General features: G+C 69.6%; 25 protein-coding genes, 1 tRNA gene and 2 pseudogenes. 17 read left to right on the forward strand and 11 right to left on the reverse strand.

Features of this window, described 5'->3' with window-relative positions:
- Positions 1-123: 123 nt before the first annotated feature.
- Complete coding sequence (rlmB, locus tag ABZS51_RS02760; protein WP_355435268.1) at positions 124-1,089, forward strand: 23S rRNA (guanosine(2251)-2'-O)-methyltransferase RlmB; 966 nt, start codon at positions 124-126, stop codon at positions 1,087-1,089.
- 20 nt (positions 1,090-1,109) lie between these two features.
- Positions 1,110-1,182 (forward strand) — tRNA-Thr (locus ABZS51_RS02765).
- A gap of 61 nt (positions 1,183-1,243) precedes the next feature.
- Here the strand turns inward: ABZS51_RS02765 and ABZS51_RS02770 are convergent.
- Positions 1,244-1,678 carry a tyrosine-type recombinase/integrase gene (locus ABZS51_RS02770; RefSeq protein WP_355435386.1) on the reverse strand — a complete coding sequence of 145 codons (435 nt, stop codon included), beginning with the start codon at positions 1,676-1,678 and terminating at the stop codon, positions 1,244-1,246.
- A gap of 193 nt (positions 1,679-1,871) precedes the next feature.
- On the opposite strand from ABZS51_RS02770, the gene ABZS51_RS02775 reads away from it, so the two are divergent.
- The 4 genes and pseudogenes from ABZS51_RS02775 to ABZS51_RS02790 all read left to right on the forward strand — a co-directional run bounded on the left by ABZS51_RS02775 (position 1,872) and on the right by ABZS51_RS02790 (position 3,992).
- Positions 1,872-2,456 carry a hypothetical protein gene (locus tag ABZS51_RS02775; protein ID WP_355435271.1) on the forward strand — a complete coding sequence of 195 codons (585 nt, stop codon included), beginning with the start codon at positions 1,872-1,874 and terminating at the stop codon, positions 2,454-2,456.
- A 59-nt stretch (positions 2,457-2,515) separates the two neighbouring features.
- Positions 2,516-3,124, forward strand: coding sequence for a DUF6461 domain-containing protein (locus ABZS51_RS02780; protein ID WP_355435389.1), 609 nt, complete (start codon positions 2,516-2,518; stop codon positions 3,122-3,124).
- Positions 3,125-3,154: 30 nt separating this feature from the next.
- Positions 3,155-3,316, forward strand: a pseudogene (locus ABZS51_RS02785) (GntR family transcriptional regulator); the annotation flags it as partial.
- A gap of 280 nt (positions 3,317-3,596) precedes the next feature.
- Complete coding sequence (locus ABZS51_RS02790) at positions 3,597-3,992, forward strand: hypothetical protein (protein ID WP_355435274.1); 396 nt, start codon at positions 3,597-3,599, stop codon at positions 3,990-3,992.
- Between the two features lie 693 nt (positions 3,993-4,685).
- Here ABZS51_RS02790 and ABZS51_RS02795 read toward each other — a convergent pair.
- The 6 genes from ABZS51_RS02795 to ABZS51_RS02820 all read right to left on the reverse strand — a co-directional run bounded on the left by ABZS51_RS02795 (position 4,686) and on the right by ABZS51_RS02820 (position 8,514).
- Complete coding sequence (locus tag ABZS51_RS02795; RefSeq protein WP_355435277.1) at positions 4,686-5,171, reverse strand: hypothetical protein; 486 nt, start codon at positions 5,169-5,171, stop codon at positions 4,686-4,688.
- A gap of 74 nt (positions 5,172-5,245) precedes the next feature.
- Positions 5,246-5,839, reverse strand: coding sequence for a TetR/AcrR family transcriptional regulator (locus ABZS51_RS02800; protein ID WP_355435280.1), 594 nt, complete (start codon positions 5,837-5,839; stop codon positions 5,246-5,248).
- Between the two features lie 59 nt (positions 5,840-5,898).
- The gene (locus tag ABZS51_RS02805) at positions 5,899-6,258 is read right to left on the reverse strand and encodes a DoxX family protein (RefSeq protein ID WP_355435283.1); all 360 of its coding nucleotides are present in this window, start codon (positions 6,256-6,258) and stop codon (positions 5,899-5,901) included.
- A gap of 154 nt (positions 6,259-6,412) precedes the next feature.
- A complete protein-coding gene (locus ABZS51_RS02810; RefSeq protein ID WP_355435285.1) occupies positions 6,413-7,402 on the reverse strand; it encodes an NADPH:quinone reductase in 990 nt (329 codons plus the stop codon).
- Positions 7,399-7,869 carry a pyridoxamine 5'-phosphate oxidase family protein gene (locus ABZS51_RS02815; RefSeq protein ID WP_310706868.1) on the reverse strand — a complete coding sequence of 157 codons (471 nt, stop codon included), beginning with the start codon at positions 7,867-7,869 and terminating at the stop codon, positions 7,399-7,401. Before ABZS51_RS02815 ends, ABZS51_RS02810 begins: the two co-directional genes overlap by 4 nt.
- A 201-nt stretch (positions 7,870-8,070) precedes the next feature.
- Entirely contained in the window at positions 8,071-8,514 is a 444-nt protein-coding gene (locus tag ABZS51_RS02820) for an SRPBCC family protein (RefSeq protein WP_355435288.1), read from the reverse strand.
- Between the two features lie 156 nt (positions 8,515-8,670).
- Here ABZS51_RS02820 and ABZS51_RS02825 point away from each other — a divergent pair, with 156 nt between their 5' ends.
- The 3 genes from ABZS51_RS02825 (at position 8,671) to ABZS51_RS02835 (ending at position 11,523) form a co-directional block, all read left to right on the forward strand.
- On the forward strand, positions 8,671-9,657 hold the full coding sequence (locus tag ABZS51_RS02825) for a DUF1838 family protein (RefSeq protein ID WP_355435291.1): 987 nt from the start codon (positions 8,671-8,673) through the stop codon (positions 9,655-9,657).
- A gap of 10 nt (positions 9,658-9,667) precedes the next feature.
- Positions 9,668-10,528, forward strand: coding sequence for a hypothetical protein (locus ABZS51_RS02830; protein WP_355435294.1), 861 nt, complete (start codon positions 9,668-9,670; stop codon positions 10,526-10,528).
- A gap of 71 nt (positions 10,529-10,599) precedes the next feature.
- Entirely contained in the window at positions 10,600-11,523 is a 924-nt protein-coding gene (locus ABZS51_RS02835) for a DMT family transporter (protein ID WP_355435298.1), read from the forward strand.
- A gap of 36 nt (positions 11,524-11,559) precedes the next feature.
- Here ABZS51_RS02835 and ABZS51_RS02840 read toward each other — a convergent pair whose 3' ends face one another.
- Positions 11,560-12,315 carry a class I SAM-dependent methyltransferase gene (locus ABZS51_RS02840; RefSeq protein WP_355435301.1) on the reverse strand — a complete coding sequence of 252 codons (756 nt, stop codon included), beginning with the start codon at positions 12,313-12,315 and terminating at the stop codon, positions 11,560-11,562.
- Between the two features lie 114 nt (positions 12,316-12,429).
- On the opposite strand from ABZS51_RS02840, the gene ABZS51_RS02845 reads away from it, so the two are divergent.
- Positions 12,430-12,972: a CGNR zinc finger domain-containing protein gene (locus ABZS51_RS02845; protein ID WP_355435304.1), complete on the forward strand. Its 543-nt coding sequence runs from the start codon at positions 12,430-12,432 to the stop codon at positions 12,970-12,972.
- A gap of 61 nt (positions 12,973-13,033) precedes the next feature.
- Here ABZS51_RS02845 and ABZS51_RS02850 read toward each other — a convergent pair whose 3' ends face one another.
- From ABZS51_RS02850 to ABZS51_RS02860, 3 genes and pseudogenes are all read right to left on the reverse strand, one after another.
- Positions 13,034-13,171, reverse strand: a complete 138-nt coding sequence (locus tag ABZS51_RS02850) for a hypothetical protein (protein ID WP_310706861.1) — start codon at positions 13,169-13,171, stop codon at positions 13,034-13,036.
- A 335-nt stretch (positions 13,172-13,506) separates the two neighbouring features.
- Positions 13,507-13,635: pseudogene (locus ABZS51_RS02855) on the reverse strand (ClpX C4-type zinc finger protein); the annotation flags it as partial.
- A 9-nt stretch (positions 13,636-13,644) separates the two neighbouring features.
- Positions 13,645-13,995: a hypothetical protein gene (locus ABZS51_RS02860; RefSeq protein WP_310706860.1), complete on the reverse strand. Its 351-nt coding sequence runs from the start codon at positions 13,993-13,995 to the stop codon at positions 13,645-13,647.
- Positions 13,996-14,332: 337 nt separating this feature from the next.
- On the opposite strand from ABZS51_RS02860, the gene ABZS51_RS02865 reads away from it, so the two are divergent.
- From ABZS51_RS02865 to ABZS51_RS02895, 7 genes are all read left to right on the forward strand, one after another.
- Positions 14,333-16,156 carry a glycosyltransferase family 2 protein gene (locus tag ABZS51_RS02865; RefSeq protein ID WP_355435308.1) on the forward strand — a complete coding sequence of 608 codons (1,824 nt, stop codon included), beginning with the start codon at positions 14,333-14,335 and terminating at the stop codon, positions 16,154-16,156.
- A gap of 75 nt (positions 16,157-16,231) precedes the next feature.
- A complete protein-coding gene (locus ABZS51_RS02870) occupies positions 16,232-17,263 on the forward strand; it encodes an energy-coupling factor ABC transporter permease (RefSeq protein ID WP_355435311.1) in 1,032 nt (343 codons plus the stop codon).
- 18 nt (positions 17,264-17,281) lie between these two features.
- Complete coding sequence (gene cbiQ / locus ABZS51_RS02875) at positions 17,282-18,037, forward strand: cobalt ECF transporter T component CbiQ (protein ID WP_310706857.1); 756 nt, start codon at positions 17,282-17,284, stop codon at positions 18,035-18,037.
- Positions 18,037-18,786, forward strand: a complete 750-nt coding sequence (locus tag ABZS51_RS02880; RefSeq protein WP_355435392.1) for an ABC transporter ATP-binding protein — start codon at positions 18,037-18,039, stop codon at positions 18,784-18,786. The genes cbiQ and ABZS51_RS02880 overlap by 1 nt, the downstream gene beginning before the upstream one ends.
- Before the next feature lie 54 nt (positions 18,787-18,840).
- Positions 18,841-19,179 (forward strand): STAS domain-containing protein, encoded by a 339-nt coding sequence (locus ABZS51_RS02885; RefSeq protein WP_101785558.1) that lies wholly within the window; start codon positions 18,841-18,843, stop codon positions 19,177-19,179.
- Positions 19,180-19,227: 48 nt separating this feature from the next.
- Positions 19,228-20,001 (forward strand): SDR family NAD(P)-dependent oxidoreductase, encoded by a 774-nt coding sequence (locus tag ABZS51_RS02890; protein WP_310706856.1) that lies wholly within the window; start codon positions 19,228-19,230, stop codon positions 19,999-20,001.
- A gap of 6 nt (positions 20,002-20,007) precedes the next feature.
- Positions 20,008-20,772, forward strand: a complete 765-nt coding sequence (locus ABZS51_RS02895; RefSeq protein ID WP_355435315.1) for a crotonase/enoyl-CoA hydratase family protein — start codon at positions 20,008-20,010, stop codon at positions 20,770-20,772.
- Positions 20,773-20,831: the final 59 nt, after the last annotated feature.

Raw genomic sequence — 20,831 nt, forward strand, 5'->3', positions numbered from 1 at the left:
CCGGCGGGCCCTGCTGCGACAGGTTCGGGGACAGGGGCGGAGCGGCCACGCGACCAGATCGGTACCCGGATCCCAGCCCTTGGCGGGCATGAGTGGGTGGCGCCCGCCAGTACCCTTGGAGGCATGGCAGCTGGTGGTAGGGCGTCGGGCAGGCCCGCGAAGAAGAAGGGCCCGTCCAAGGGCACCGGCGGGCAGGTCCGCCGGGGTCTTGAGGGCCGGGGCGCGACCCCGCCCGCCGAGATGCGCCACTGGTACAAGGACAAGGCGCGATCCGAGCGCGTCGCCCGCGAGGATCGGGGCGGTGGCGCCCGGCGTCCGGCGCAGGCGCGTCAGAGGCGTGCCGAGGACGCCCCCGAGTACATCGGCGGACGCAACCCCGTACTCGAGGCGCTGTCGGCCGGAGTGCCGGCCAACGCCCTGTACGTCGCGCAGCGCATCGACAACGACGACCGCGTCCGCGACTCCATCAAGATCGCGACCGAGCGTGGCATCGCCCTGCTGGAGTCCACCCGCGACAAGCTGGACCGTCTCACCGAGGGGGCCGTACACCAGGGGATCGCGCTGCAGATCCCGGCCTACGACTATGCGCACCCGTCGGAGCTCGTCGACCTGGCGCACGACGCGGCCGAGCCGCCGCTGATCGTCGCACTCGACAGCGTCACGGACCCCCGCAACCTCGGCGCCATCGCCCGCTCGGCCACCGCCTTCGGCGCACACGGGCTCCTCGTCCCCTCGCGCCGCTCGGCGGGCGTCACCGGCGGCGCCTGGAAGACGTCCGCGGGTACGCTCGCCAACCTCCGCGTCGCCCGCTCCGCCAACCTCACCGCCGCGCTCCGCGAGTACCGCGACGCCGGCCTGTTCGTGATCGGCCTGGACGGCGAGGGCCGCACCGACATCGGCGACGTCGACCTGCTGACGGAGCCCCTCGTGATCGTCGTCGGCTCGGAGGGCAAGGGTTTGTCCCGCCTGGTGCGCGAGCACTGCGACGTGGTGGCCCGCATCCCGATGCACGCGGCGGCGGAGTCCCTCAACGCGGGGGTGGCGGCCGGCGTGGCACTGTACGAAGTCGCTCGTCACAGGCGTCGCTAGGCCCTACACTGGTAGGCCGCGCCGACGTAGCTCAATCGGCAGAGCATCTGTCTTGTAAACAGAAGGTCAGGGGTTCGATTCCCCTCGTCGGCTCTGCGTCAGAAAGGCCCCTGAACAGGCATTACGCCGTCAGGGGCCTTCTGCTTTCCGATCTTCAACCGGTGTCTTCGGCGTCTTCGGGAGCCACCTTGGGAGCCACCGGGGCCTGTTTGCCCAGGAGAGCGCTGGAGATGGCCTCCGTGGCCGCGCGCCGGTCGCCCTCCAGCAGGTGGCCGTAGACGTCCTTCGTGATCGAGATGCTGGCGTGGCGGAGCACTTCGGACACGACGTGCAGCGGGGTGCCTTCGGCGAGCATGAGCGATGCGCCGGAGTGGCGAAGCTCGTGGGGGTGCCAGTGGCCGAGGCCCGCTTTCCTGGCCAGCAGGGAGACAGATGCGAGAAGGTGTCCAGGTCGGACGGGTTGCCGAAAGAATCTGCTTTCGCCCGCTTGATCACGTGGGGCTTGCTGCCTGATAGCAGTTTTGGCAGAGCAAGTATCGGGCCTGTTGTTGGTCTTCGCAACAACCTCGCCCGTAATACTGGCTCTCAGAAGTTAAAGCGGTCGGGTGTATATGAAGAAATTCCCGAACAACTTGGCAGTCCTCAACCTGGATCAGCTATTTGGGCTGGTTGAGAGCCGGCTGAAACGGATACTGTAACGCCGCCAACTGCTCAGCAGGCCTCGCCAGGACCGGCTTGGACCTCCAGCCTCCATAACCTCACGCGGGCGGAAGGTTGAGGCTTTGAGCATCTCCGGCCGCGGCGGGTGCCGAATTCTGGGTGCGGACCGCGTCTACACCATGTACGCGGACGACCCGTTCCTCAGTGAGGTGGCGAGGCACATCAGGGACGCCTTCCAAAACCCGCAGGCGACCGATCCGAAGCTGGACCGGAACGGCAATCCGATCACCAAGAGCTTCCCCGGCAACTATGACGTGATACCCAGACCGCCCCTGACCAGGCGGGCGAGAAACGGGCGCGCACCCGACGGCCCTCTCCTCAACTCGAAGAACCGCACGCAGATGACCTGGTACTGCCCCAACCTCCCCGGGGCCGGCCCGGGCAAGCAGTGCGACGAGTATCCGTTCGCCTCCACCAACCAGGCGATCGGTGTCGAAGGCCAGCTCATCAACAACGTCTGGACGCCCACCTTCAACGCCTCACTTCGTCAGGTGAGCACCGACCACAACCAAGCTGCAGGACGCGACCTGGCGGCCTTCTACGCCCGCTACCGTGTCTTCACCTCTGGCCAGCTTGAAGGCGGCGCGGGCAACTGGCCGTCCAATGCCTTCTGGGTCAGAATCCGCAACGGCGCACCACCGTCATAACGTCATAGCCGGGAGAGGGCCTCGCCCTCTCCCGGCTCCTCCACCATCGGAAGGTGAGCATGCAGTCGCCGACGCACCTGCACGATCTCCTAGTCTCGACCATCTTCACCGAGGGACTCGATGACGAGATGGACCTCTGGACGCTGGGATTCAGCGCCCTCTGGGTCAAAGGAATGGATCGCGACGCCGTCGCCGAGGCCTTCTCCCTGGACCTCGTCACCAGCACGCCGAGCCACCTGAACGAATTGCTCGACAACAGTGAGGAAGGCGGGCCCACCTGGGTGGGCGAGGCCGGAGGGTGGACCTGCATCATTCCAGGGCCGACCGACGACGATTTCCTGCTGCCGTTGACGGCGGGCGGGCGGGAGGCGCTCTGCTTCAGTATGGATATGGGCGGCCATGACCATTTCAAGTATCTGAAGGACGGGGAGGTGGTTGTCGCCTTCCAGCCCACCTGGCCCGACCCCGTGCACGGGAGCGATCCGCACGCGCTCGACCACCTCATGGAAGGGCTGCGCTTCCAGACCAGCGGCGACGACGTCATCGAGGATCGCGTGGACGAGGGCGAGAGCATCAGCTCCGTCCTGACGCTGATCGGCCGGATCACGGGGACGGACATCGCCGCTGACTGGCTTGAGGCGACGCACTCGCTCGCCTACCCTCGCTAGTGCGTTGACCACGATGGTTCAGCTGGGCAGCGGCTTCCTTCGGAACCGGACCTCGCGGAGCAGTACGGCATAGCCAGAATGACCGTTCGCCGTGCGATGAAGGAGCTACGCGAGCGTGGCCTCGTCCGGAGCGTTCATGGCAAGGGCACCTACGTGCAGCAGCCCGCCCCTCCTGAGAACGCCGACGGGTGACGGTTGCTGTACAGCAACCCGTACAGCAACGCCGACTTACCTGATCACATGAAGACGGACTGGACCTGTTGCTCGGATATCCCTGAGCGTGATCCACCAGGCGCTTGCCCTGCCCTTGTAAACAGAAGGTCAGGGGTTCGATTCCCCTCGTCGGCTCGCAGGTAGAAGGCCCCTTCCGAGGTGTGGAAGGGGCCTTTTTCGATCTCTATGGAGCAGCTCCGTACAGCGTACCCTGGCGGAGATCCCCCGGGACTGAGCTTGAAGCAAGGTGGCGGATTCCATGGATCTTGCGAATCTGGCGGACAAGCGTCTGATCGGAGTGGTGGTCGCCCAGTTCGTGCATGGAGCTAACGCCCCTGAGGTCATCGATGTGTGGCTTCGCTTGGAATCTGTGATCATTGGCATCGGAGTCGCTTCCGACTGGTCGTTTGTGATCGAGCCAGACGAGCCAGGGCGGAGCTACGTGATGGAAGAGCTGGGCAGCCGCGTCGATGTGGTCTCCGCCCCGGATGACGTTCCTTTCGTACGGCACATCGGCGAACGGCTCATCCGTGTTGTTGAGCGGTTCGGCGGCGGTGTGGACGGTACCGAGCGGGTGGGAGCGGAGTTCGTGTTCGATCGGGGGAGTGTGGTCGCAGAGAGTTGGGCAGGCGACCTGCGGTTGACCAACGGCTGACTCACGATGAGGGGGGCCACTTGTGCCCATGCGGCTCGCTCGCCCTACGGTGCAAGGGTCGGTCGGCGCTGGGAACGCTTCTCTCCTGCTGTACAGCAGCGCGTACAGCAACGCTGTCTCACCGGACCGCATCCCGACCGTTGACGATCACCACTTGAGCAGGCCAGCAGCGCATCAACAGGGCTTCTGCCCTGCCCTTGCAAACAGAAGGTCAGGGGTTCGATTCCCCTCGTCGCCTCTGCAAGCGAAAGGCCCTTGAGCAGGCATCACGCCGTCAGGGGCCTTCTGCTTTCCGCTCTTCAACCGGTGTCTTGGGCACCTTCGGGAGCCACCTTGGAAGCCACTGGGGCCTGTCCGCACCGGAGAGCGTTGGAGATGGCTTCCGTGGCCGCGCGCCGGTCGCCCTCCCCGCAGCACGGGTGAGGAGCGGTCGGGCACGATCGGTCACGTCCGGCCGTACGCCCAACTCGGCGTCCCCACAAGCCGGGACTGCGGTTCCGACTCAACACCGATCGCTGACTTCCGCGCTCGCCGTAGTGCTTGGGGCGATCGACTGCCGCGGACCGACTTGGTCGGCCCTCACCGCGAACCTGCGGGCTGATGTTCCGCTGTGCGGCAACGCTGACCCGCTCAACAGGGCAGTGGCCGTCTGCGCATGCTGCTCAGGTCGACGTGGGAGCCGTCCGCCAAGCCCTACGGATCAGACGACGGGGCGTCCGATGAAGACGTGGGGAGTTCGCCCGTACGAAACAGCACGAGTGCTTCTTCGTACCATTCGGAGCTGTCGCCGGCCGGAGGCAGTTCGACTCCCGCACGTCCGGCCGGGGCCGAGAACTGCCGCCGAAGTTGTTCTGCGAGCTGATCGGCCTGCCTGAGCGTTTCCGGCAGGTCGTCGGGGGCGTCGACGCTGAGGCCGAGGACGGTCGCTCCGTCGCGGGTGAACGTGATGATCGCCTGGTAGTGGTCGCGAGCCCTGAGGTAGAGCGTGAAAGTGTCGGCTCCGCCGTCGAGGGCTTTCTCGTCCGCGTCATTCGCGGTGCCCAGGACATGAACCCGGACGAAAGACTGGAGCCGCTCGTCGCCTGGGTCGTCCACATTGACATAGCTGTCGATGAATCGCCCGAGGACCTCGGGGTTGCGCTCCGGAACCCAGACGTAGACGTCGAGACACGGCGGCATGACCCCAGCGTAGGTCTGCGTGCCGGCGGTCAGGCGCAGGAAGCCCAGGAGTTCGAGGCTGCCGTACGGCTACGTCACGGAGGTGGCGTCGTGCCATTCCCCGCCTGGCCGGAGTCGTCCGGTACGAGTGGCAGGAGGATCTCATAGAGGTCGCGAAGCTGGTCAGCGTCGACTGGAGGAAAGACGACGGTTGCTCCGACCGCGAGCAGGTAGGGCAACAGGGCCGCCGTCCGCGCCTCCTCGTCACTGGCGACGGCTGATCGCCACACCCGCTGGAGTGCGGACAGTCTGGCCTCGTCAAGGCGGGTCTGCACGGCACGCACATCCGCGTCCCATGTCGCCCACGCCCGCAGCGCGATGTCGAGTTCCGGACGATAGAGTCCTGTGCCGCCAGGGCGGACGAGTTTCGTCAGTCGCGCGAGGGTCGCACGGGCACCGGCCGACTCGCCGATATCGGCGATTGCGTTTTCGAGCGTTTCGACGGACAGTCGCTCGAAATGGGCCAGAAGCGCTTTCTTGTACCCCTCGGCGCCATCGAAGTGATGGTGGAACGACCCTTTCGACAGGTTGAGCCGAGCGGCGATCCGGTCGATTCGAATCCCGGCTGCGCCTTCTTCCGCGAGGACTTTCAGGCCTTCGTTCAGCCACCGGTCCCGTGCCGTGCTCATCCGACAAACATACCATCGGGTATGGGGCGCGTCGGCGCTCGCCGAGGCGCATGCGAGCTTCATGCGACGAAGCTGTGGACGCCGACCGCGACGCAGATCAGCAGCATGACGGTGGCGTTGAGGAAGAGGTTGCGGCCGAAGTCTCGTGCCGCGATGTGCATCGCGATGGCGACCATGAAGTAGAGGACGAGCGCGGCACAGGTCACGGCGCCGAGATACGGCAGCCAGATGCCCAGGATCAGTCCGGCCGCGGCGGCGAACTTCAGCGGTGGCATGATCCACCAGTGACGTCGCGGCCAGTTCACGTCTTCGAAGCACTGGGCGATGAACGGAACGGGTTTGATGCACATGACGGCGTCACCGGCCTGGATGATCGCTAGGGCGACAAGCGGCCAAACCGGATCGGGGAATGCTGACATCTCTCTCCTCGGGCGATGAATTCCCACGATACACTGAAACGGTGCCATACCGTATAGTACGGACGGGTGGCGGTGGATTTCCTCGCTGTGCCTCCTCCACTACTGGCCTGTATGCGACTCGGAGGCCAGCCGGGCGCCGTGGAAACGGCCGGCTTCAGGGGAGGACGACGATGCGCCCGCGCGGGCGGTGAGGGTCGGTGCTCTCCTGGAGGAGGTGGGACCGGGCGGCCTCGCTGAGCGGCAGCCGTGTCCCGATCCGGGAGACCAGGGTGCCGCGGGCCAGGAGGTGGTTGATCGCCGTGGCCGCCGACGCGAGCTCGGTCACGGTGGCGTTGCTGATCGCGAAGCCGCGGAGACTGGCGTTGCGCGTGTAGAGCTGCCCGACGGGGAGCACGGGGGCGGCGCCGAGACCGGCCATGATGATCATTCGGCCGCCGGTGGCGAGTAGGGGGACGGTCTGTTCCAGGTGGTGCCGGCCGGAGTTGTCCCAGAGCACGTCGACCCCGTTGGGAGCGAGTTTGGCGATCTCGGCGTACATGTCCGGGTCGTGGTAGTCGACGACCTCGTCGGCGCCGCACCGCCGGCACCAGTCGAAGTCGTCCCCGCGCGCGGTCGCGATGACGCGCGCCCCCGCGGCGGCGGCGAGCTGGACGGTGGCCGTGCCCACCCCGCCGCCCGCGCCGCCCACGACGATCGTCTCCCCGATCCGCAGGCCGGCCTCCTCGAACAGGCCGAGGTGCGCGGTGGCCGCGGTGTGCAGGGCGGCGACCGCGGTCTCCGGATCAACGCCGCCAGGCAGGTGGTAGAGCCGGTCGGCGGGTACGGCGGCGTACTCGGCGAAGGACCCCTGGCGGCCGTCGTGCCCCAGGCTGTTGCACCACACCAGGTCGCCGGGGGCGAACCCCGGCGCCGCCGTGACCACGCTGCCCACCAGGTCACGCCCGATGACGAACGGGTACGGCAGGCGGGTCCGGTAGGCGCCGGAGCGGACGAAGGTGTCGACGTGGTCGACGGCGAGGGCCAGCGCCTTCACCAGGACCTCCGACGGGCCGGGCTCGGGCACGGGGAGCCGGCCGATCCGGATCTCCTCCGCGGGACCGGGCCGCGTGATGTACGCCGCGGTCATGGTCCCCCGGTCGCTCATCGTTCCTCTTCCAGGTCGGAGAGGTACGTCCGCGCCCACGCCTGCCTGAGATCGTCCTCGGCGGCGCCGCCGAAGGTGTAGGCCGGAGACAGGATCGGCAGCGCGCTCTCCACGTGCACCAGGATCACGCGATGGGCGGGGTAGCCGGGACCGTTCAGGTTGAGCAGCCAGAGGTGCAGCCACTCGTACACGGGGTCGCCCGGGTCGCGGAACTCCGCGGTGCCCTTGAACCGGTAGCCCCGCCTGCGGAAGAAGTCGATCGAGTTGATCTCGATGCGTGGATCGCGTTCCAGGTTGGCGACCGTGGTCGGGGACGCGATGTCCATGAACGCGATGTGCTCGTCGTCGTACACGCGCATCGAGCCCTTGGGGGAGAGATTGGGCGAGCCGTCGGGGCACACGGTGGCCACGAAGGACAGCCGCGCGCTGTCCACGATCAGGCGCATGTCGTCGTCGATGGTCCTCATCGTCTCCCCTTCGGCAGGGCCAGGCTCCGGCCTTTCCGGCCTTTCCGGCCTTTCCGGTCCGGAGGGAGAAGGGCAACGGCGTCCAGATACGCGGCGCCGTGCCGTACGCGGTCTCACAGCGTTGCGGACGTGAGCCGGGCGACGCCCGATCTCGGCGTCACCCGCCTGCCGACCAGCGTACATGGGGCGTGAGCGGTGCCCTCAGAGGTGGTGGGACAACCGTTCCGTCAGGATCCGGGCGCGCGCGAGCTGGACCTTGCGCGCCTGCCCCGCGGCGAACCCCGCCAGGAGCCACGGAGCCGTCAGTTCGAGCCGGTCGCTCACCCGGGTGCCGGTGCCGTCCGGCTCAAGGTCGAAGCGGTAGGCCATGCGAATGCGTCCCGGGCTCCGCACCTCGCCGTGGACGGACAGGCCGTCGGTGTGGAGTGCCACCCTGATCGGGTTGTCGTACGTGAAGATCCGGAGGAACCGGAAGCGCTCGACCGCTGTGTACCGGATCACGGCGGGCTCGGAGCGGTCCACATCGCTGACGGCGACCACGAGAGGGGACAGGCCGATGTAGCTCTCCGGAGTCGTGAGGTGCTCGAACACCTTCTCCGGGGCGACGTCCACGTGGAATGCGTGGGTCAGCGCCCTGTTCGACACCCGGCCTCCCGTCCTGCGTGTTCTGTCGCGGAATTCTCGCAGATTCCCTGTCGCCGGGTAACTCAGAATGATCACGAACGGGTGTGATGCGGTGTGGCTCGTCGGCTGAAATGATCAGGCTGGTCTCTGTACCCCCTGAGCATCGCGGGAGCACTCTTGTTCAAGCGCCGTGGTTCGACCCTGTCCGCAGCCCTTGCCGCGCTGCTGGTGACCGTCGCCGTTCCCGGAGCGGCGGCCGACGACGTGACGGACGATCCCACCTATCCGGGGCCGGTCTACCGAACGGTCACGGACAAGAGCGGGATGCTGTCGTTGCAGACCAATGGGCGGCCGGACGGGCGGGACATGGTGTTCCGGATCTCGGGATCCGTTTACGCCAACATCGAGGGCAACGCCTACGACCCGCAGCTGCGTCATGGTCAGAAACTGTTCAACATCGAGGGCTACAACATCCGGCGGCTGTACCGGGTTCCCGGCACGACGCAGCTCTACCAGCTCTCGCGCGAGATCGTCTTCTACACCGACCCCGCCGACCCCACGAAGATCGTGCGGGAGTGGAAGAACCCGATCGACCTCAAGACCTACCCGGTCGTCCCCATCAACAACGACGCCGTGAACTTCGGGCCGTTCAACGTCACCTCCTCCTACGCCGGCCCGCCGCTGCGGCAGATGTACGACGAGACCGAGTGGACGAGCGACATCCCGGTCCGCACGGACCTCAGGACCACCCTGGGCGAGCCGTTCGGCCTGGTGAACGGCGTCTACGCGGCTCAGGAGATGTTCGACTTCTACGTCGACGACCGCGAGGTCGCGGCCCGCACGGTCGCCGGCTCGGTCCCCAAGGGCGCGATGAAGACCAAGATCAGCTGGTCGAGGACGAGCCCGTGGGCACCGTTCATGTGCCTGCCGGAGACCGACGTCCGCGGGCAGCTCACCTACCACGCCCGCAGCTGGTCGCTGGGCTCCTACCTCGACATCGAGCCGTGGCTGCGCGCGGAGATCGACGCCGCCTACCCGCTCTACAGGACCGCCCCCGCCGCCCCCGGCCCGAGCGAGAACTCCTGGACCTCCTTCTACAACAAGCAGCTCGGCAAGGGCGCCACCACGTGGACCGGGTGGTGCGCGACCAACGGAAAGGCGTGACGACGCTCGCATGGCTGAGGACATTGCGCGGGGGGCCGTCATCGGGTTGCCGCTGGGACTTGGGCTGGGATACCCGGTGTCGCGCCTGTTCGACGAGGACCTTGACGGCTACGTGGCCATGCCGGGCGTGATTCTGGCCATAGCGCTGATCTTCCCCGTTGGATGGCTGCTCGCGAGACTGGCGCGAATCCCGAGCCCGCTGCGCACCGCGCTGCTCGCGCCCGTGCTGTTGTGGGTGCTCAGCCAGGCGGCGGCACTGGCTGTGCCCCTCGCGAGCCCGAGGATGGTTCTCCTCGGAATCGCCGGGCTCGCCGTTGTGAGCTACGCGGGCGCCGCACGACTGACGGGGACCACGTCACTGGCGCCACGCGTGATCGCCGCTGGGATGGTGTGCGCATGCGTGGTCACGATACCGGTGGTCGAGGAACGGCGGGCGGAGACCCGGCAGCGGCAGCAGCGGACCGCGTACATCGACCACCTCCGTGAGTCCGTACCCCTGGCGGTGCCCGCTGTGGTCCCCGGCCGCAGGCTGGTCAGGGCGCTGATCCTCGCCGAGGACGTCCTGGAGCTCTCCTACGCCAAGGGTCGTGGGAACGACGCCGACGTGTTCGTCCGCATCACCGACGACGACGATCCGCGCCACGCCTGCGAGGTGTGGAACAGCAACGACGCCGAACCCGGCTGTCGAAGACTCGCGGCGGACCGTTGGCTCTGGCGGCACGAGACGGAGGGCAGGATGGTGCTGTTCGCCAAGGTCGGGCATCGGCTGGTCGAGGTCGACTCGGGGAGTCTGACGGTTCACGACGCCCTCACCGTGGGGAGCGAGTTGCGCACCGTCAGCGCGGAGTACTTGGCCGACGTGGGTGACTGAGTGGTTCGCCGTGCTCAACTCAAGGGACATTTCGGTCAGTAGCGAAGGATTCCGGCCCTAACGTGGGGGCCATGAGAACCTCCTCCGAATCCCCGTGGGCAGCGGTCGCGGCGGCCGGTGTCACCGTCGTGCTGTGGGCCTCCGCCTTCGTGTCCATCCGCAGCGCCGGCGCCGCGTACTCCCCGGGCGCGCTGGCCCTCGGGCGGCTGCTCGCCGGGGTTCTGGTGCTGGGGGTCATCTGTCTGGTGCGGCGGGTGGGATGGCCGGCGCGGGCCGCGTGGCCGGGCATCCTCTGCTCCGGCGTGCTGTGGTTCGGCGCGTACATGGTGGCCCTGAACTGGGGTGAGCGGGAGGTCGACGCGGGCACGGCGGCCATGTTGGTCAACGTCGGGCCGATCCTCATGGCGCTGCTGGGCGGGTGGCTGCTGGGCGAGGGGCTGCCGCGGCGGCTGCTGGCCGGGATGGGGGTGTCGTTCGCGGGGGCGGTCGTCGTGGGGGTCTCGGTGTCCGGGTCCGGGTCCGGGCACGCCTCCGTGCTCGGGGTGGTGCTGTGCCTGCTGGCCGCCGTGTCGTACGCCGGGGGCGTCGTGGCGCAGAAGCCGGCGTTGAAGCACGCCGGCGCGTTGCAGGTCACCTTCTACGGGTGTCTCGTGGGCGCCGTCGCCTGCCTTCCCTTCGCGGGCGTACTCGTGAGCGAGGCGGCCCGGGCTCCGCTGTCCGCGACGCTCAACATGGTGTACCTGGGTGTGTTCCCGACCGCGCTGGCGTTCACCACCTGGGCGTTCGCCCTGGCGCGGACGACGGCCGGGAAGATGGGGGCGACCACCTACGTGGTGCCGATGCTGGTCGTGCTGATGTCCTGGGTGGCGCTGGGGGAGGTGCCCGGGATCATCACCCTGGCCGGCGGGGCGCTCTGCCTGGCGGGGGTCGCCGTCTCCCGTCGTACGGGCTCCGAACCGGCCGCGACTCCCGCGGCCGGGGCCGGCTCCCGGTGAGGTCGCGTTCGACGGTACGGGCGTAGAGCGGGGGCGTCAGCCGCGGACCGCGCACAGGAGGCGGTTGTTGCCGCGCTGCCACAGCGTGCCGACCTCCGCGAACCCCGCCTCCCGCAGCGCCGTGACGTGCTGCGACAGCAGGTGCGACTCCGAGCCGTGATGGTCGGCGCCGGCCGTGGTGCGGGCGGCGTCCAGCTCGGCGAAGTCCGGGTCCGCGGTGACCGCGTCCCACCAGCTCCGCCAGTCCTCGGGCTCCTTGCCGGCGAAGACCCGCTCGGTCTCCCGGTCGTGCACGGCCCGCTCCAGCCGGGACAGGGCGGGGGTGGCGTCGTCGGAGTCGAAGTGGTCGCCGTTGAGCAGGAGCCCGCCGGGCCGCATCACGGAGGCCAGCTCGGCGTACACGCGGCGCAGGTCCGGCTCGGAGATCCAGTGCAGCGCGGTGGTGCTCACGGCCACGTCGACCGGCCGGTCGAGGCCGAGCGAGGCGGTCCAGCCGGGGGTGCGCAGGTCGAGGGAGACGAACGGGAGCTCCGGGTACGCGGCCCGGCCGAGCCCGATGAGCAGTGGGTCGGCGTCGACGGGGATGACCGTGGCCTTGGGCAGCCGGTCGACCAGGCGGGCGGACAGCGAGCCGGGGCCGCAGCCGAGGTCGAGCACGAGGGGGTCGGGGCGGCCGGCGGCCTCGACGGCGTCGATCAGCACTTTGAACCGCTCCTCGCGGTCGGGCAGGTAGCCCTCCTGCTGCCGGTCCCAGCGCGCGATCCACTCCCGTGCGGCATCGTGGGTGAGCACAATCGTCTCCCTGTCACTGTCGAGTACGTAACTGTCGAGTAGGCTTTCGGCAGTCACAAGCTAGAGCACGAAGGCGTAACTGGTCAATTGAACTTCAACAGTCACACCGATGCCGTGGTCCGTGTCGCGGTGGCGCTGGTGAACGGGCTGACGCCCGGCGAGAGCCGCGGGCGTGCCGTCGCGCCCCCGGGCGACCTCGCCGTCACCGCCACCGAGACCCTCCGCTCCGCGTACCCGGGCCATCGCGAGGTGGCCGCGGAGGAGGCGCGGGAGCTGGTGGAGATCGCGGGGCGGCTGCGCGTGGTGTTCGAGGCGGTCGCGCGTGACGACATGGACACGGCGGCCCTCCAGGTCAACGCCGTGCTCCACGACACCCGCGCCCGCCCCATGCTCGAACGGCACGACGGCGAGCCCTGGCACCTGCACTTCCACGGCCCCGGCGGCACCATGGCCGGCGACTGGGGGGCGAGCTGCGCCACCGCGCTGGCGGTCGTCCTGGGCGGGGAGTTCGCCGACCGCCTCGGCGTCTGCACGGCGCCGCACTGCGACCGGGTGTACGTGGACGTCTCGCGCAACGGCACCCGCCGGTTCTGCTCGACGGCGTGCCAGAACCGGGTGAAGACGGCCGCGTTCCGCGCTCGCGGCAGGGTGGGGTGAAAGGCCCGGCGATGGGCCCCAACTCCAGCTCCCCGGGTGCGGCCGGGGAGCTGGAGCCCGTTCATTCAGCGACGGTCCGCTCCGCCTCCACGCGGAGGGCGGCCAGTCGCTCTGCCTCGTCGTGCAACGCCGCGATCAGGAGCAGCTCCAGGCGGAGCTCCTCAAGATCCGGCGCCGCGAGGCCGTCAAGGACGCTCATGGCGGGCCTCCTCTGAGAGGAGGACGCCCCACCGGTCACACCGGTTTACCGCTCCGCGGATATCGGTCCCAGCGAAACCCCGCCCCGGGTGGACCCGGAAGGCGTCACTCCCGGAACCGCTCCCATGCGGACTGCCGGGTCATGCCCAGTGAGGCCCCGATGCGCTCCCAGCTCACGTCCCGCGTGCGCAGGTGCCGTACCCAGTCGTGCAGGTTGTCGTCGACCTGGACCTGCACCGCGGCGATCTTGGGGAGATGGTCGAGGATCTGCTCCTCGGTCATGGTCTCCCACATGGGCAGGCGCGGCTCGGTGGAGGCGGCGAGCCGCTCCTGCTCCAGGATCTCGGAGCAGAGGCCGACGCACTCGTCGCAGATGTGGACGCCTGGGCCCGCGATGAGCTTCGCGACGTCCGCGCTCTGCTTGTGGCAGAACGAACAGCGGAGGTTCTCTTTCCAGTCAGGCATGTCCTGACACTAATCCGTCAGGCGATGCCTGACAACCTCCATCCGGGTCCGGATGATCTCCTGGCGTTCCTCGCTGATCCTGCGGCAGATCGTCACGTACGCGTTGACGACCTTGCAGTAGGCCTGGCGCGCCTCGTCGAGCTGGGCGGCGAGCGCGACGATCCGGTCGAGGTCGCCCCGCAGCTCGGCCTCCGTGAGAAGCGCGCGCGTCTCCTCCATGATCTCTTCGGCCCGCAGCCGTGTCCTGCGGAGCACTGCCGAGCACTCGGAGAGCTCCCTCAGGCGCGCCGAGGAGACGATCAGCTCCGCGGCGCGCACCGCCGAGCCGGTTTCCCCGTGTCTGCGGAGATCAGATGCCACTCCCGCCACCTCCCCGGTCGAGATTGCCTAAGCGTAGACGCGTGAAAGGGTGCGGCGGATCACCGCGGAAGGCCCTGGGGTACGGCACTCCTACCGGTGGGAAAGTTCTCTACCCACGGTGGAGAAACCCCTTCCTGAAAGTAATTCGGTGCTGACAAATAGTGACCGATTAGCACTATTGCCGGGGCTTTTCTGGAATAGGGGAAGAATTGTCGGAGTCGGGAGGGGACGGGAAAAAAGCGTGCGGCGAAGTCGGCCGATCGCCCCACGCGCCCACCGGCCTTCGTCACATACTGAAACGAGGTGGAGGCGGACTGTAGCGGCGAGGGGCGCGGCTGTGGCTATCACGACATCGGCGAAGGACGAGGAGACGGTGGACGTCAGCATCGTCATCCCGGCCCGCGACTGCCGGCCGTACCTGGACCGGTGCCTGACCTCGGTCCTGGTTCAGCGGGTGCGCAAGGAGATCGTCGTCGTCGACGACGGCTCGACCGACGGCAGCGCGGAGCTGCTCGACCTCTACGCCGCCTACCACAGGGCCAGCGTCAGGATCGTGCGCCTGGAGGGCGCGGGAGGAGGGGCCGGGCGCCCGCGCAACGTCGGCCTCGACCACGCCACCGGCCGCTACGTCTTCTTCTGCGACGCCGACGACTACCTCGGGCCCGAGGCGCTGGAGCGCATGGTCGCCATGGCCGACCGCAACGGCTCCGACATCGTGCTCGGCAAGATGGTCGGCCACGGCCGCCGGGCCCCGGTCTCGATGTTCGCCCGCGACGCCGAGCACGCCGACCTGGGCGCCAGCGCGGTCTACAACAGCCTGTCGTGCTTCAAGCTGTTCCGCCGGGACATGCTCGAACGCCACCGCATCCGCTTCGCGGAGAGCCTGCTCGTGGGCGAGGACATCTACTTCACCGTCCACGCCTACTGCCACGCCGGGGTGATCTCCGTGGTCGCCGAGCACGACTGCTACCACCTGGTCGCCCGCTCCGACGGCAGCAGCATCATGCAGCAGTCCGGCAGCCGCGATCCGCTGGGCTGGCTCGCCATGATCCGCGGGCCGGTCCAGCTCATGCTGGAGCACGTCCCTCCCGGCCCGCTGCGCGACCACCTGCTGCTGCGGCACTTCAAGCTCGACGTGCTGGCCCAGCTCGGTGTGCCGTTCCTGGAGTCCGGCCAGGTGCGGCGCAAGGACATCGCGCAGGAGGTCGCGGCGCTGTGCGACGAGTGGCTGACGCCGGGGGTCCACGCGCGGCTCGGCCGCATGGGCCGCCAGCGGATCGCCTCCCTCGACGACGTCGACCGGCTGGGGCGGCTGGCCGACATCGAGGCCGCCGCCGTCCGCCGCCGGCTGACCGCGCTGCGCTGGGAGGACGGCCTGCTCGTGGTCGCGGGCACGGCCGGGCTCGACGGGGTCCACCTGCCGTACACGATGTCACTGGTGCTGCGTGAGCGGCACGACGCGGGGCGGGAGCTGGTCGTGCCGGCCGCGTGCGAGGGGGACCGGTTCACGGCCCGCGTGGACGTGTCGGAGCTGGGCTCCGGCATCTGGGACGCGCGGATCGCCATCGAGCTGGAGAGCGTGCTCCGGACGGGCCGGCTGGGGGCCGACCGTGACGAGGACGTCGCCCGCCCCGCCGCCCGGCTCGTCGGCGAGGCCGTCGTCATCCCGTACTTCACCAAGGACAACGGCAACCTCAGCGTGGACGTCGGCGGGCACCTGATGACCGTGCCGGGCTGTGTGCGGGTCACCCGTACCCGATGGGCGCTGGGCAACCGGCTGGCCATGGACGGCGAGGTCACGGTCGGCGGTTCGGCGCCCGCCGCGTCGGCGCTGCGCCGGCTGATCTGGCGGGAGCGGCGCAGCGGCGCCGAGCGGGCCGAGCGGGTGGTGCCGCTGCCGGACGGCGGGTTCACGGCCCGGCCCGCGATCGGCCGGCTGACGCCCGGCACCTGGGACGCCTACCTGGAGGTCGTGGTGGGCGGGCCCCCCGCACGGTTCCGGGTCGAGATCGACGCCGAGACGGTGGCCGCGCCGCGCCGCCTGTGGGGCGGGGCCGTGTTCCGCAGCGTGCGGCCGTACGCGACGCCGGGCAAGGGGCGGTTGAGCGCCGTCGTCCGGAAGCTCACCGCACGTACCGTGCTTCAGAGAATCCTGCCGTAATTGCTACCTATGTGCAGGTGCAAGGGAATGTCCTAAAGTAGGGCATGTTGTGACGCCCTAGCTGAAGGATGTGCCGTGCACGTACCCGATGGCTTCTTCGACGCGGCCGTGTCCGTCTCCGCCGGAGCCGTGGCGGCGGCCGGCGTGGCGGTGTGCCTGCGCGGAGCCCGGCGCGAGCTGGACGACCGCACCGCTCCCATGGCGGGGCTCGTCGCCGCGTTCGTCTTCGCCGTGCAGATGCTGAACTTCCCGGTCGCGGCCGGCACCAGCGGGCACCTGCTCGGAGGCGCGCTGGCGGCGATACTCGTCGGCCCCTACACAGGGGTGTTGTGCATGGCCGTGGTCCTGCTCGTCCAGGGCGTGTTCTTCGCCGACGGCGGGCTCACGGCGCTGGGCATCAACATCACCATCATGGGCATCGTCACCGTGCTCGTGGGCTGGGGCGTCTTCCGGTTGATCACCCAGCTCGTCCGGGGCAAGGGTGGGGTGACGGCCGCCGCGTTCCTCGCCGCGCTGGTCTCGGTGCCCGCCGCGGCGCTGGTGTTCACGCTGCTGTTCTGGATCGGCGGCACGGCGCCGATCGAGGTGACGGCCGTGGCCGCCGCCATGGGCGGCGTCCACGTGCTCATCGGCATCGGCGAGGCCGTGATCACCGCGTTCACGGTCGGCGCGGTCCTCGCGGTCCGCCCCGACCTGGTGTACGGGGCGCGCGGGCTGGCCACGTCGCTGGTGCTGCGCGGCGCCGACGGCGCCACGACGGTGGAGCCGGCCCGGCCGGCGCCCTCGGGAGTGCGGCCGCGACCGTTCCTGCTCGGCGGGGTCGGCCTGACGCTGCTGCTGGCGGGCGTGGTGTCGTTCTTCGCCTCCTCCAGCCCGGACGGCCTGGAGGCGGTCGCCGAGAACAAGGGCTTCCTCGACCAGGCGACCGACCACCTGATGAGCTGGTCGCCGCTGGGGGACTACGGTGAGGTGGGCGGCATCCCCGTGGGCGTCGCCGGGGTCATCGGCGTCGGCATCGTGCTGCTCGTCGCCGGGGCCGTCGCCTACGTGGCCCGCGGCCGGTCCGCGGGCGAGCAGGCCCGCGGGCAGGACAAGGTCCACATCTAGGGAAGGCGCGGAGTACGGATGGGCGCGGGGCACCACCACCAGCTCTACCTGCCGGGCGGTTCGGTGGTCCACCGGCTGCCGCCGCAGTGCAAGCTGCTCGCCGTCTTCGCCTTCGCCGTGGTCGTGGTGGCCACGCCGCGCGAGCGGTTCTGGGCGTTCGGCCTGTACGCAGTGATGCTGGCGGCGGTCGCCTGGGCCGCCCGGGTGCCGCCGGGGCACGTGCTGCGGCGGATGGCGATCGAGCTGCCGTTCGTGCTGTTCGCCTTCCTCATCCCCGTGATCGGCCTGGGGGAGCGGACCACGGTGCTCGGCCTCTCGCTGAGCGTGCCGGGGCTGTGGGCGGCGTGGAACATCCTGGCCAAGGCCACGCTGGGCGTCATCGCCTCCATCCTGCTGGCGGCCACGACCGAGCCCCGGGTGATCCTGCTGGGGGCGCAGCGGCTGCGCGTGCCGTCGCTGCTGGTGCAGATCGCCATGTTCATGCTGCGCTACCTCGACGTGATCCTGGACGAGATGCGGCGGATGCGGGTGGCCCGCGAGTCGCGCGGCTTCGAGGCCCGGGACGTCCGGCAGATCCCCGTGATCGCCCGCTCGGCGGGGGCCCTGTTCATCCGCTCGTACGAGCGGGGTGAGAGAGTGCACCTGGCGATGCTGAGCCGCGGCTACTCCGGCCGTATGCCGATGATCGGCGAGGTCTCGGCGTCGGCCGCGCAGTGGGGGACCGCACTCCTGCTGCCGGTTTCGGCTCTGGCGGTGTTGGGACTGTCCCTGTGATCGTGAACTCTCTCGAAGTCAGCCGGCTGGCCTACGCCTACCCGGACGGCACGCAGGCCCTGTTCGGCGTGGACCTGACGATCGGCCGGGGCGAGCGGGTGGCGCTGCTCGGCCCGAACGGCGCGGGCAAGACCACGCTCGTCATGCACCTCAACGGCATCCTGACCCCCGGGCACGGCACGGTCGCCGTGGCCGGCACGCCCGTGCGCAAGGACACGCTCAAGGACGTCCGTCGCCGCGTCGGCCTGGTCTTCCAGGACCCCGACGACCAGCTGTTCATGCCGACCGTCCGCGACGACGTGGCCTTCGGCCCGGCCAACATGGGGCTGACCGGCGAGGCGCTGGAGCGCGCGGTCAGGGGCGCGCTGGACCGGGTCGGCATGCTGGAGGCCATCGACCGGCCGCCGCACCACCTGTCCTTCGGCCAGCGCCGCAGGGTGGCCGTGGCGACCGTGCTGGCGATGGAGCCGGAGATCCTGGTGCTGGACGAGCCGTCGTCCAACCTGGACCCGGCCGCCCGCAGGGAGCTCGCCGAGATCCTGCGCTCGCTCGACGTGACCGTCCTCATGGTCACGCACGACCTGCCGTACGCGCTGGAGCTGTGCGAACGCTCGCTGATCCTCTCCGACGGGGTGATCGCCGCCGACGGGCCCACGCGCGAGCTGCTCTCGGACGCCGAACTGCTCGCCGCCCACCGGCTGGAGCTCCCGTACGGCTTCGCCATTCCAGCTCCGGCCGAGCCGGCCTGAGCCGCGCCACAGCACCTCCAGTCGAAGTACAGTGGCTCATCGAGGAGGGGCCCAATGAAGCTGCGGCTTGCGCGACACGCCCTGGGTGACGCCGTGGTGGTGGCCGTGGAGGGTGAGCTCGACCTTTTCACGGCTCCGTTCCTCCGGGACGAGGTGCGCGACGCCATCAAGCAGGACAGCGCCCGGCTCGTCCTCGATCTCCAGCAGCTCTCGTTCATGGACTCCAGCGGCCTGTCGGTGCTGATCGAGGCGTGGCGGCTGGCGACCGGGGAGGGCGGCGGGGTGTCGCTGGCGGCCCCCCAGGCGCCCGTGGCGCGGATCCTGCGCACGACGGGCCTCGACCGCCGCATCAAGGTGTACTCCGACGTCGACAGCGCCGTGGGTGAGATTTAACCCACCCCGAGTAGAACTTCATTCGGTCGGCGGGTTAAGGTCCCCGATATGGACGTGAACGGATCTGCAGCAATCATCTCCGGCGGCGCCAGCGGTCTCGGTGAGGCCACCGCCCGTGAGCTGGCGCGGCACGGCGCGACCGTCGTCGTCGCCGACCTGAACGAGGAGCGCGGCAAGGCCGTCGCCGACGAGCTCGGCGGCGTCTTCGTCCGGACCGATGTGTCGGACGAGGACCAGGTGCAGGCCGCCGTGGACGCCGCCGTCGGCACCGGCAAGCCGCTGCGCGTCGTGGTCAACAGCGCGGGCATCGGCTGGGCCGAGCGCACGGTCAACCGCGACGGCGCCCCCCACAGCGCGGCCTCCTACCGCAAGGTCATCGAGGTCAACCTGATCGGCACGTTCAACCTCATGCGCATCGGCGCCGCCGCCATCGCCAGGACGGAGCCGGTGGACGCCGACGGCCAGCGCGGCGTGGTCGTCAACACCGCGTCCGTCGCGGCCCTGGAGGGGCAGACCGGCCAGCTCGCCTACTCCGCCTCGAAGGGCGGCATCGTCGGCATGACCGTCCCCGCCGCCCGTGACCTCGCCGCCATCGGCGTCCGGGTCAACACGATCTGCCCCGGCATCATCGACACCCCCATCTACGGCTTCAACCCCAACGCCGACGAGTTCAAGGCCAAGCTCGTCGCGCCCGTCGTCTTCCCCAAGCGCATGGGGCAGGCCGGCGAGTTCGCCCACCTGGTCCGCTCGCTCATCGAGAACGACTACATGAACGCCGAGGTCATCCGCTTCGACGGCGGCATCCGCTTCCAGCCCAAGTGAGGTCCCGTGTCTGACGACGTCCTCGTCGAGGAGTCCGGCGGCGTCGCCGTGCTCACGATCAACCGCCCGAAGGCGCGCAACGCGATCAACGGCGCGGTGGCCCGGGGCATCGCCGAGGCGCTGGACGCCCTCGACGGCCGCCCCGACGTGTCCGCCTACGTCCTGACCGGCGCGGGCGGCACCTTCAGCGCCGGCATGGACCTCAAGGGCTTCCTGGCCGGCGACTTCCCCGTGGTCGAGGGGCGTGGGTTCGGCGGCCTCACCGAGGCGCCGCCGCGTAAGCCGCTGGTGGCGGCGGTCGAGGGGTACGCGCTGGCGGGCGGCTTCGAGCTGGCGCTGTCCTGCGACGTGATCGTGGCCTCCTCGGAGGCGACGTTCGGCCTGCCGGAGCCCAGGCGCGGGCTGGTGGCCGGCGCGGGCGGCATCATGCGGCTGCCGCGCCGCATCCCGTACCACGTGGCCATGGAGATCGCCCTGACCGGCGACCACTACCCGGCCTCGCGCCTGTACGAGCTGGGCCTGGTCAACCGGATCACCGAGCCCGGCGCGGCCCTGGAGGGGGCGCTGGAGCTGGCCCGCAAGATCGCGGCCAACGCGCCGCTGGCCCTCGCGGCGACCAAAAAGGTGATCATCGAGTCGGCGGACTGGCCGCTGGAGGAGATGTTCCGCCGCCAGGGCGAGATCATCAACCCGGTGTTCGGCTCCAAGGACGCCATGGAGGGCGCGGCGGCCTTCGCCGAGAAGCGCGCCCCCCAGTGGAAGGGCGAGTAGCCCGTCCGTCCGCCCCCTCCCCTCCACGGGGAGGGGGTTTCTTTCTTCACGCGCGCATG

This window comes from Nonomuraea sp. NPDC005501, from assembly GCF_040605905.1.
Classification (GTDB): domain Bacteria; phylum Actinomycetota; class Actinomycetes; order Streptosporangiales; family Streptosporangiaceae; genus Nonomuraea.

What these genes read in the sequence shown, in the direction of transcription:
- ABZS51_RS02800 (WP_355435280.1), bottom strand. Translation starts at nt 5,839, where the DNA reads ATGAGCACGGCACGGGACCGGTGGCTGAACGAAGGCCTGAAAGTCCTC.
- ABZS51_RS02885 (WP_101785558.1), top strand. Translation starts at nt 18,841, where the DNA reads ATGAAGCTGCGGCTTGCGCGACACGCCCTGGGTGACGCCGTGGTGGTG.
- ABZS51_RS02835 (WP_355435298.1), top strand. Translation starts at nt 10,600, where the DNA reads ATGAGAACCTCCTCCGAATCCCCGTGGGCAGCGGTCGCGGCGGCCGGT.
- ABZS51_RS02850 (WP_310706861.1), bottom strand. Translation starts at nt 13,171, where the DNA reads ATGAGCGTCCTTGACGGCCTCGCGGCGCCGGATCTTGAGGAGCTCCGC.
- ABZS51_RS02890 (WP_310706856.1), top strand. Translation starts at nt 19,228, where the DNA reads ATGGACGTGAACGGATCTGCAGCAATCATCTCCGGCGGCGCCAGCGGT.
- ABZS51_RS02815 (WP_310706868.1), bottom strand. Translation starts at nt 7,869, where the DNA reads ATGAGGACCATCGACGACGACATGCGCCTGATCGTGGACAGCGCGCGG.
- ABZS51_RS02780 (WP_355435389.1), top strand. Translation starts at nt 2,516, where the DNA reads ATGCAGTCGCCGACGCACCTGCACGATCTCCTAGTCTCGACCATCTTC.
- ABZS51_RS02805 (WP_355435283.1), bottom strand. Translation starts at nt 6,258, where the DNA reads ATGTCAGCATTCCCCGATCCGGTTTGGCCGCTTGTCGCCCTAGCGATC.
- cbiQ (WP_310706857.1), top strand. Translation starts at nt 17,282, where the DNA reads ATGGGCGCGGGGCACCACCACCAGCTCTACCTGCCGGGCGGTTCGGTG.
- rlmB (WP_355435268.1), top strand. Translation starts at nt 124, where the DNA reads ATGGCAGCTGGTGGTAGGGCGTCGGGCAGGCCCGCGAAGAAGAAGGGC.
- ABZS51_RS02795 (WP_355435277.1), bottom strand. Translation starts at nt 5,171, where the DNA reads ATGCCGCCGTGTCTCGACGTCTACGTCTGGGTTCCGGAGCGCAACCCC.
- ABZS51_RS02790 (WP_355435274.1), top strand. Translation starts at nt 3,597, where the DNA reads ATGGATCTTGCGAATCTGGCGGACAAGCGTCTGATCGGAGTGGTGGTC.
- ABZS51_RS02810 (WP_355435285.1), bottom strand. Translation starts at nt 7,402, where the DNA reads ATGAGCGACCGGGGGACCATGACCGCGGCGTACATCACGCGGCCCGGT.
- ABZS51_RS02830 (WP_355435294.1), top strand. Translation starts at nt 9,668, where the DNA reads ATGGCTGAGGACATTGCGCGGGGGGCCGTCATCGGGTTGCCGCTGGGA.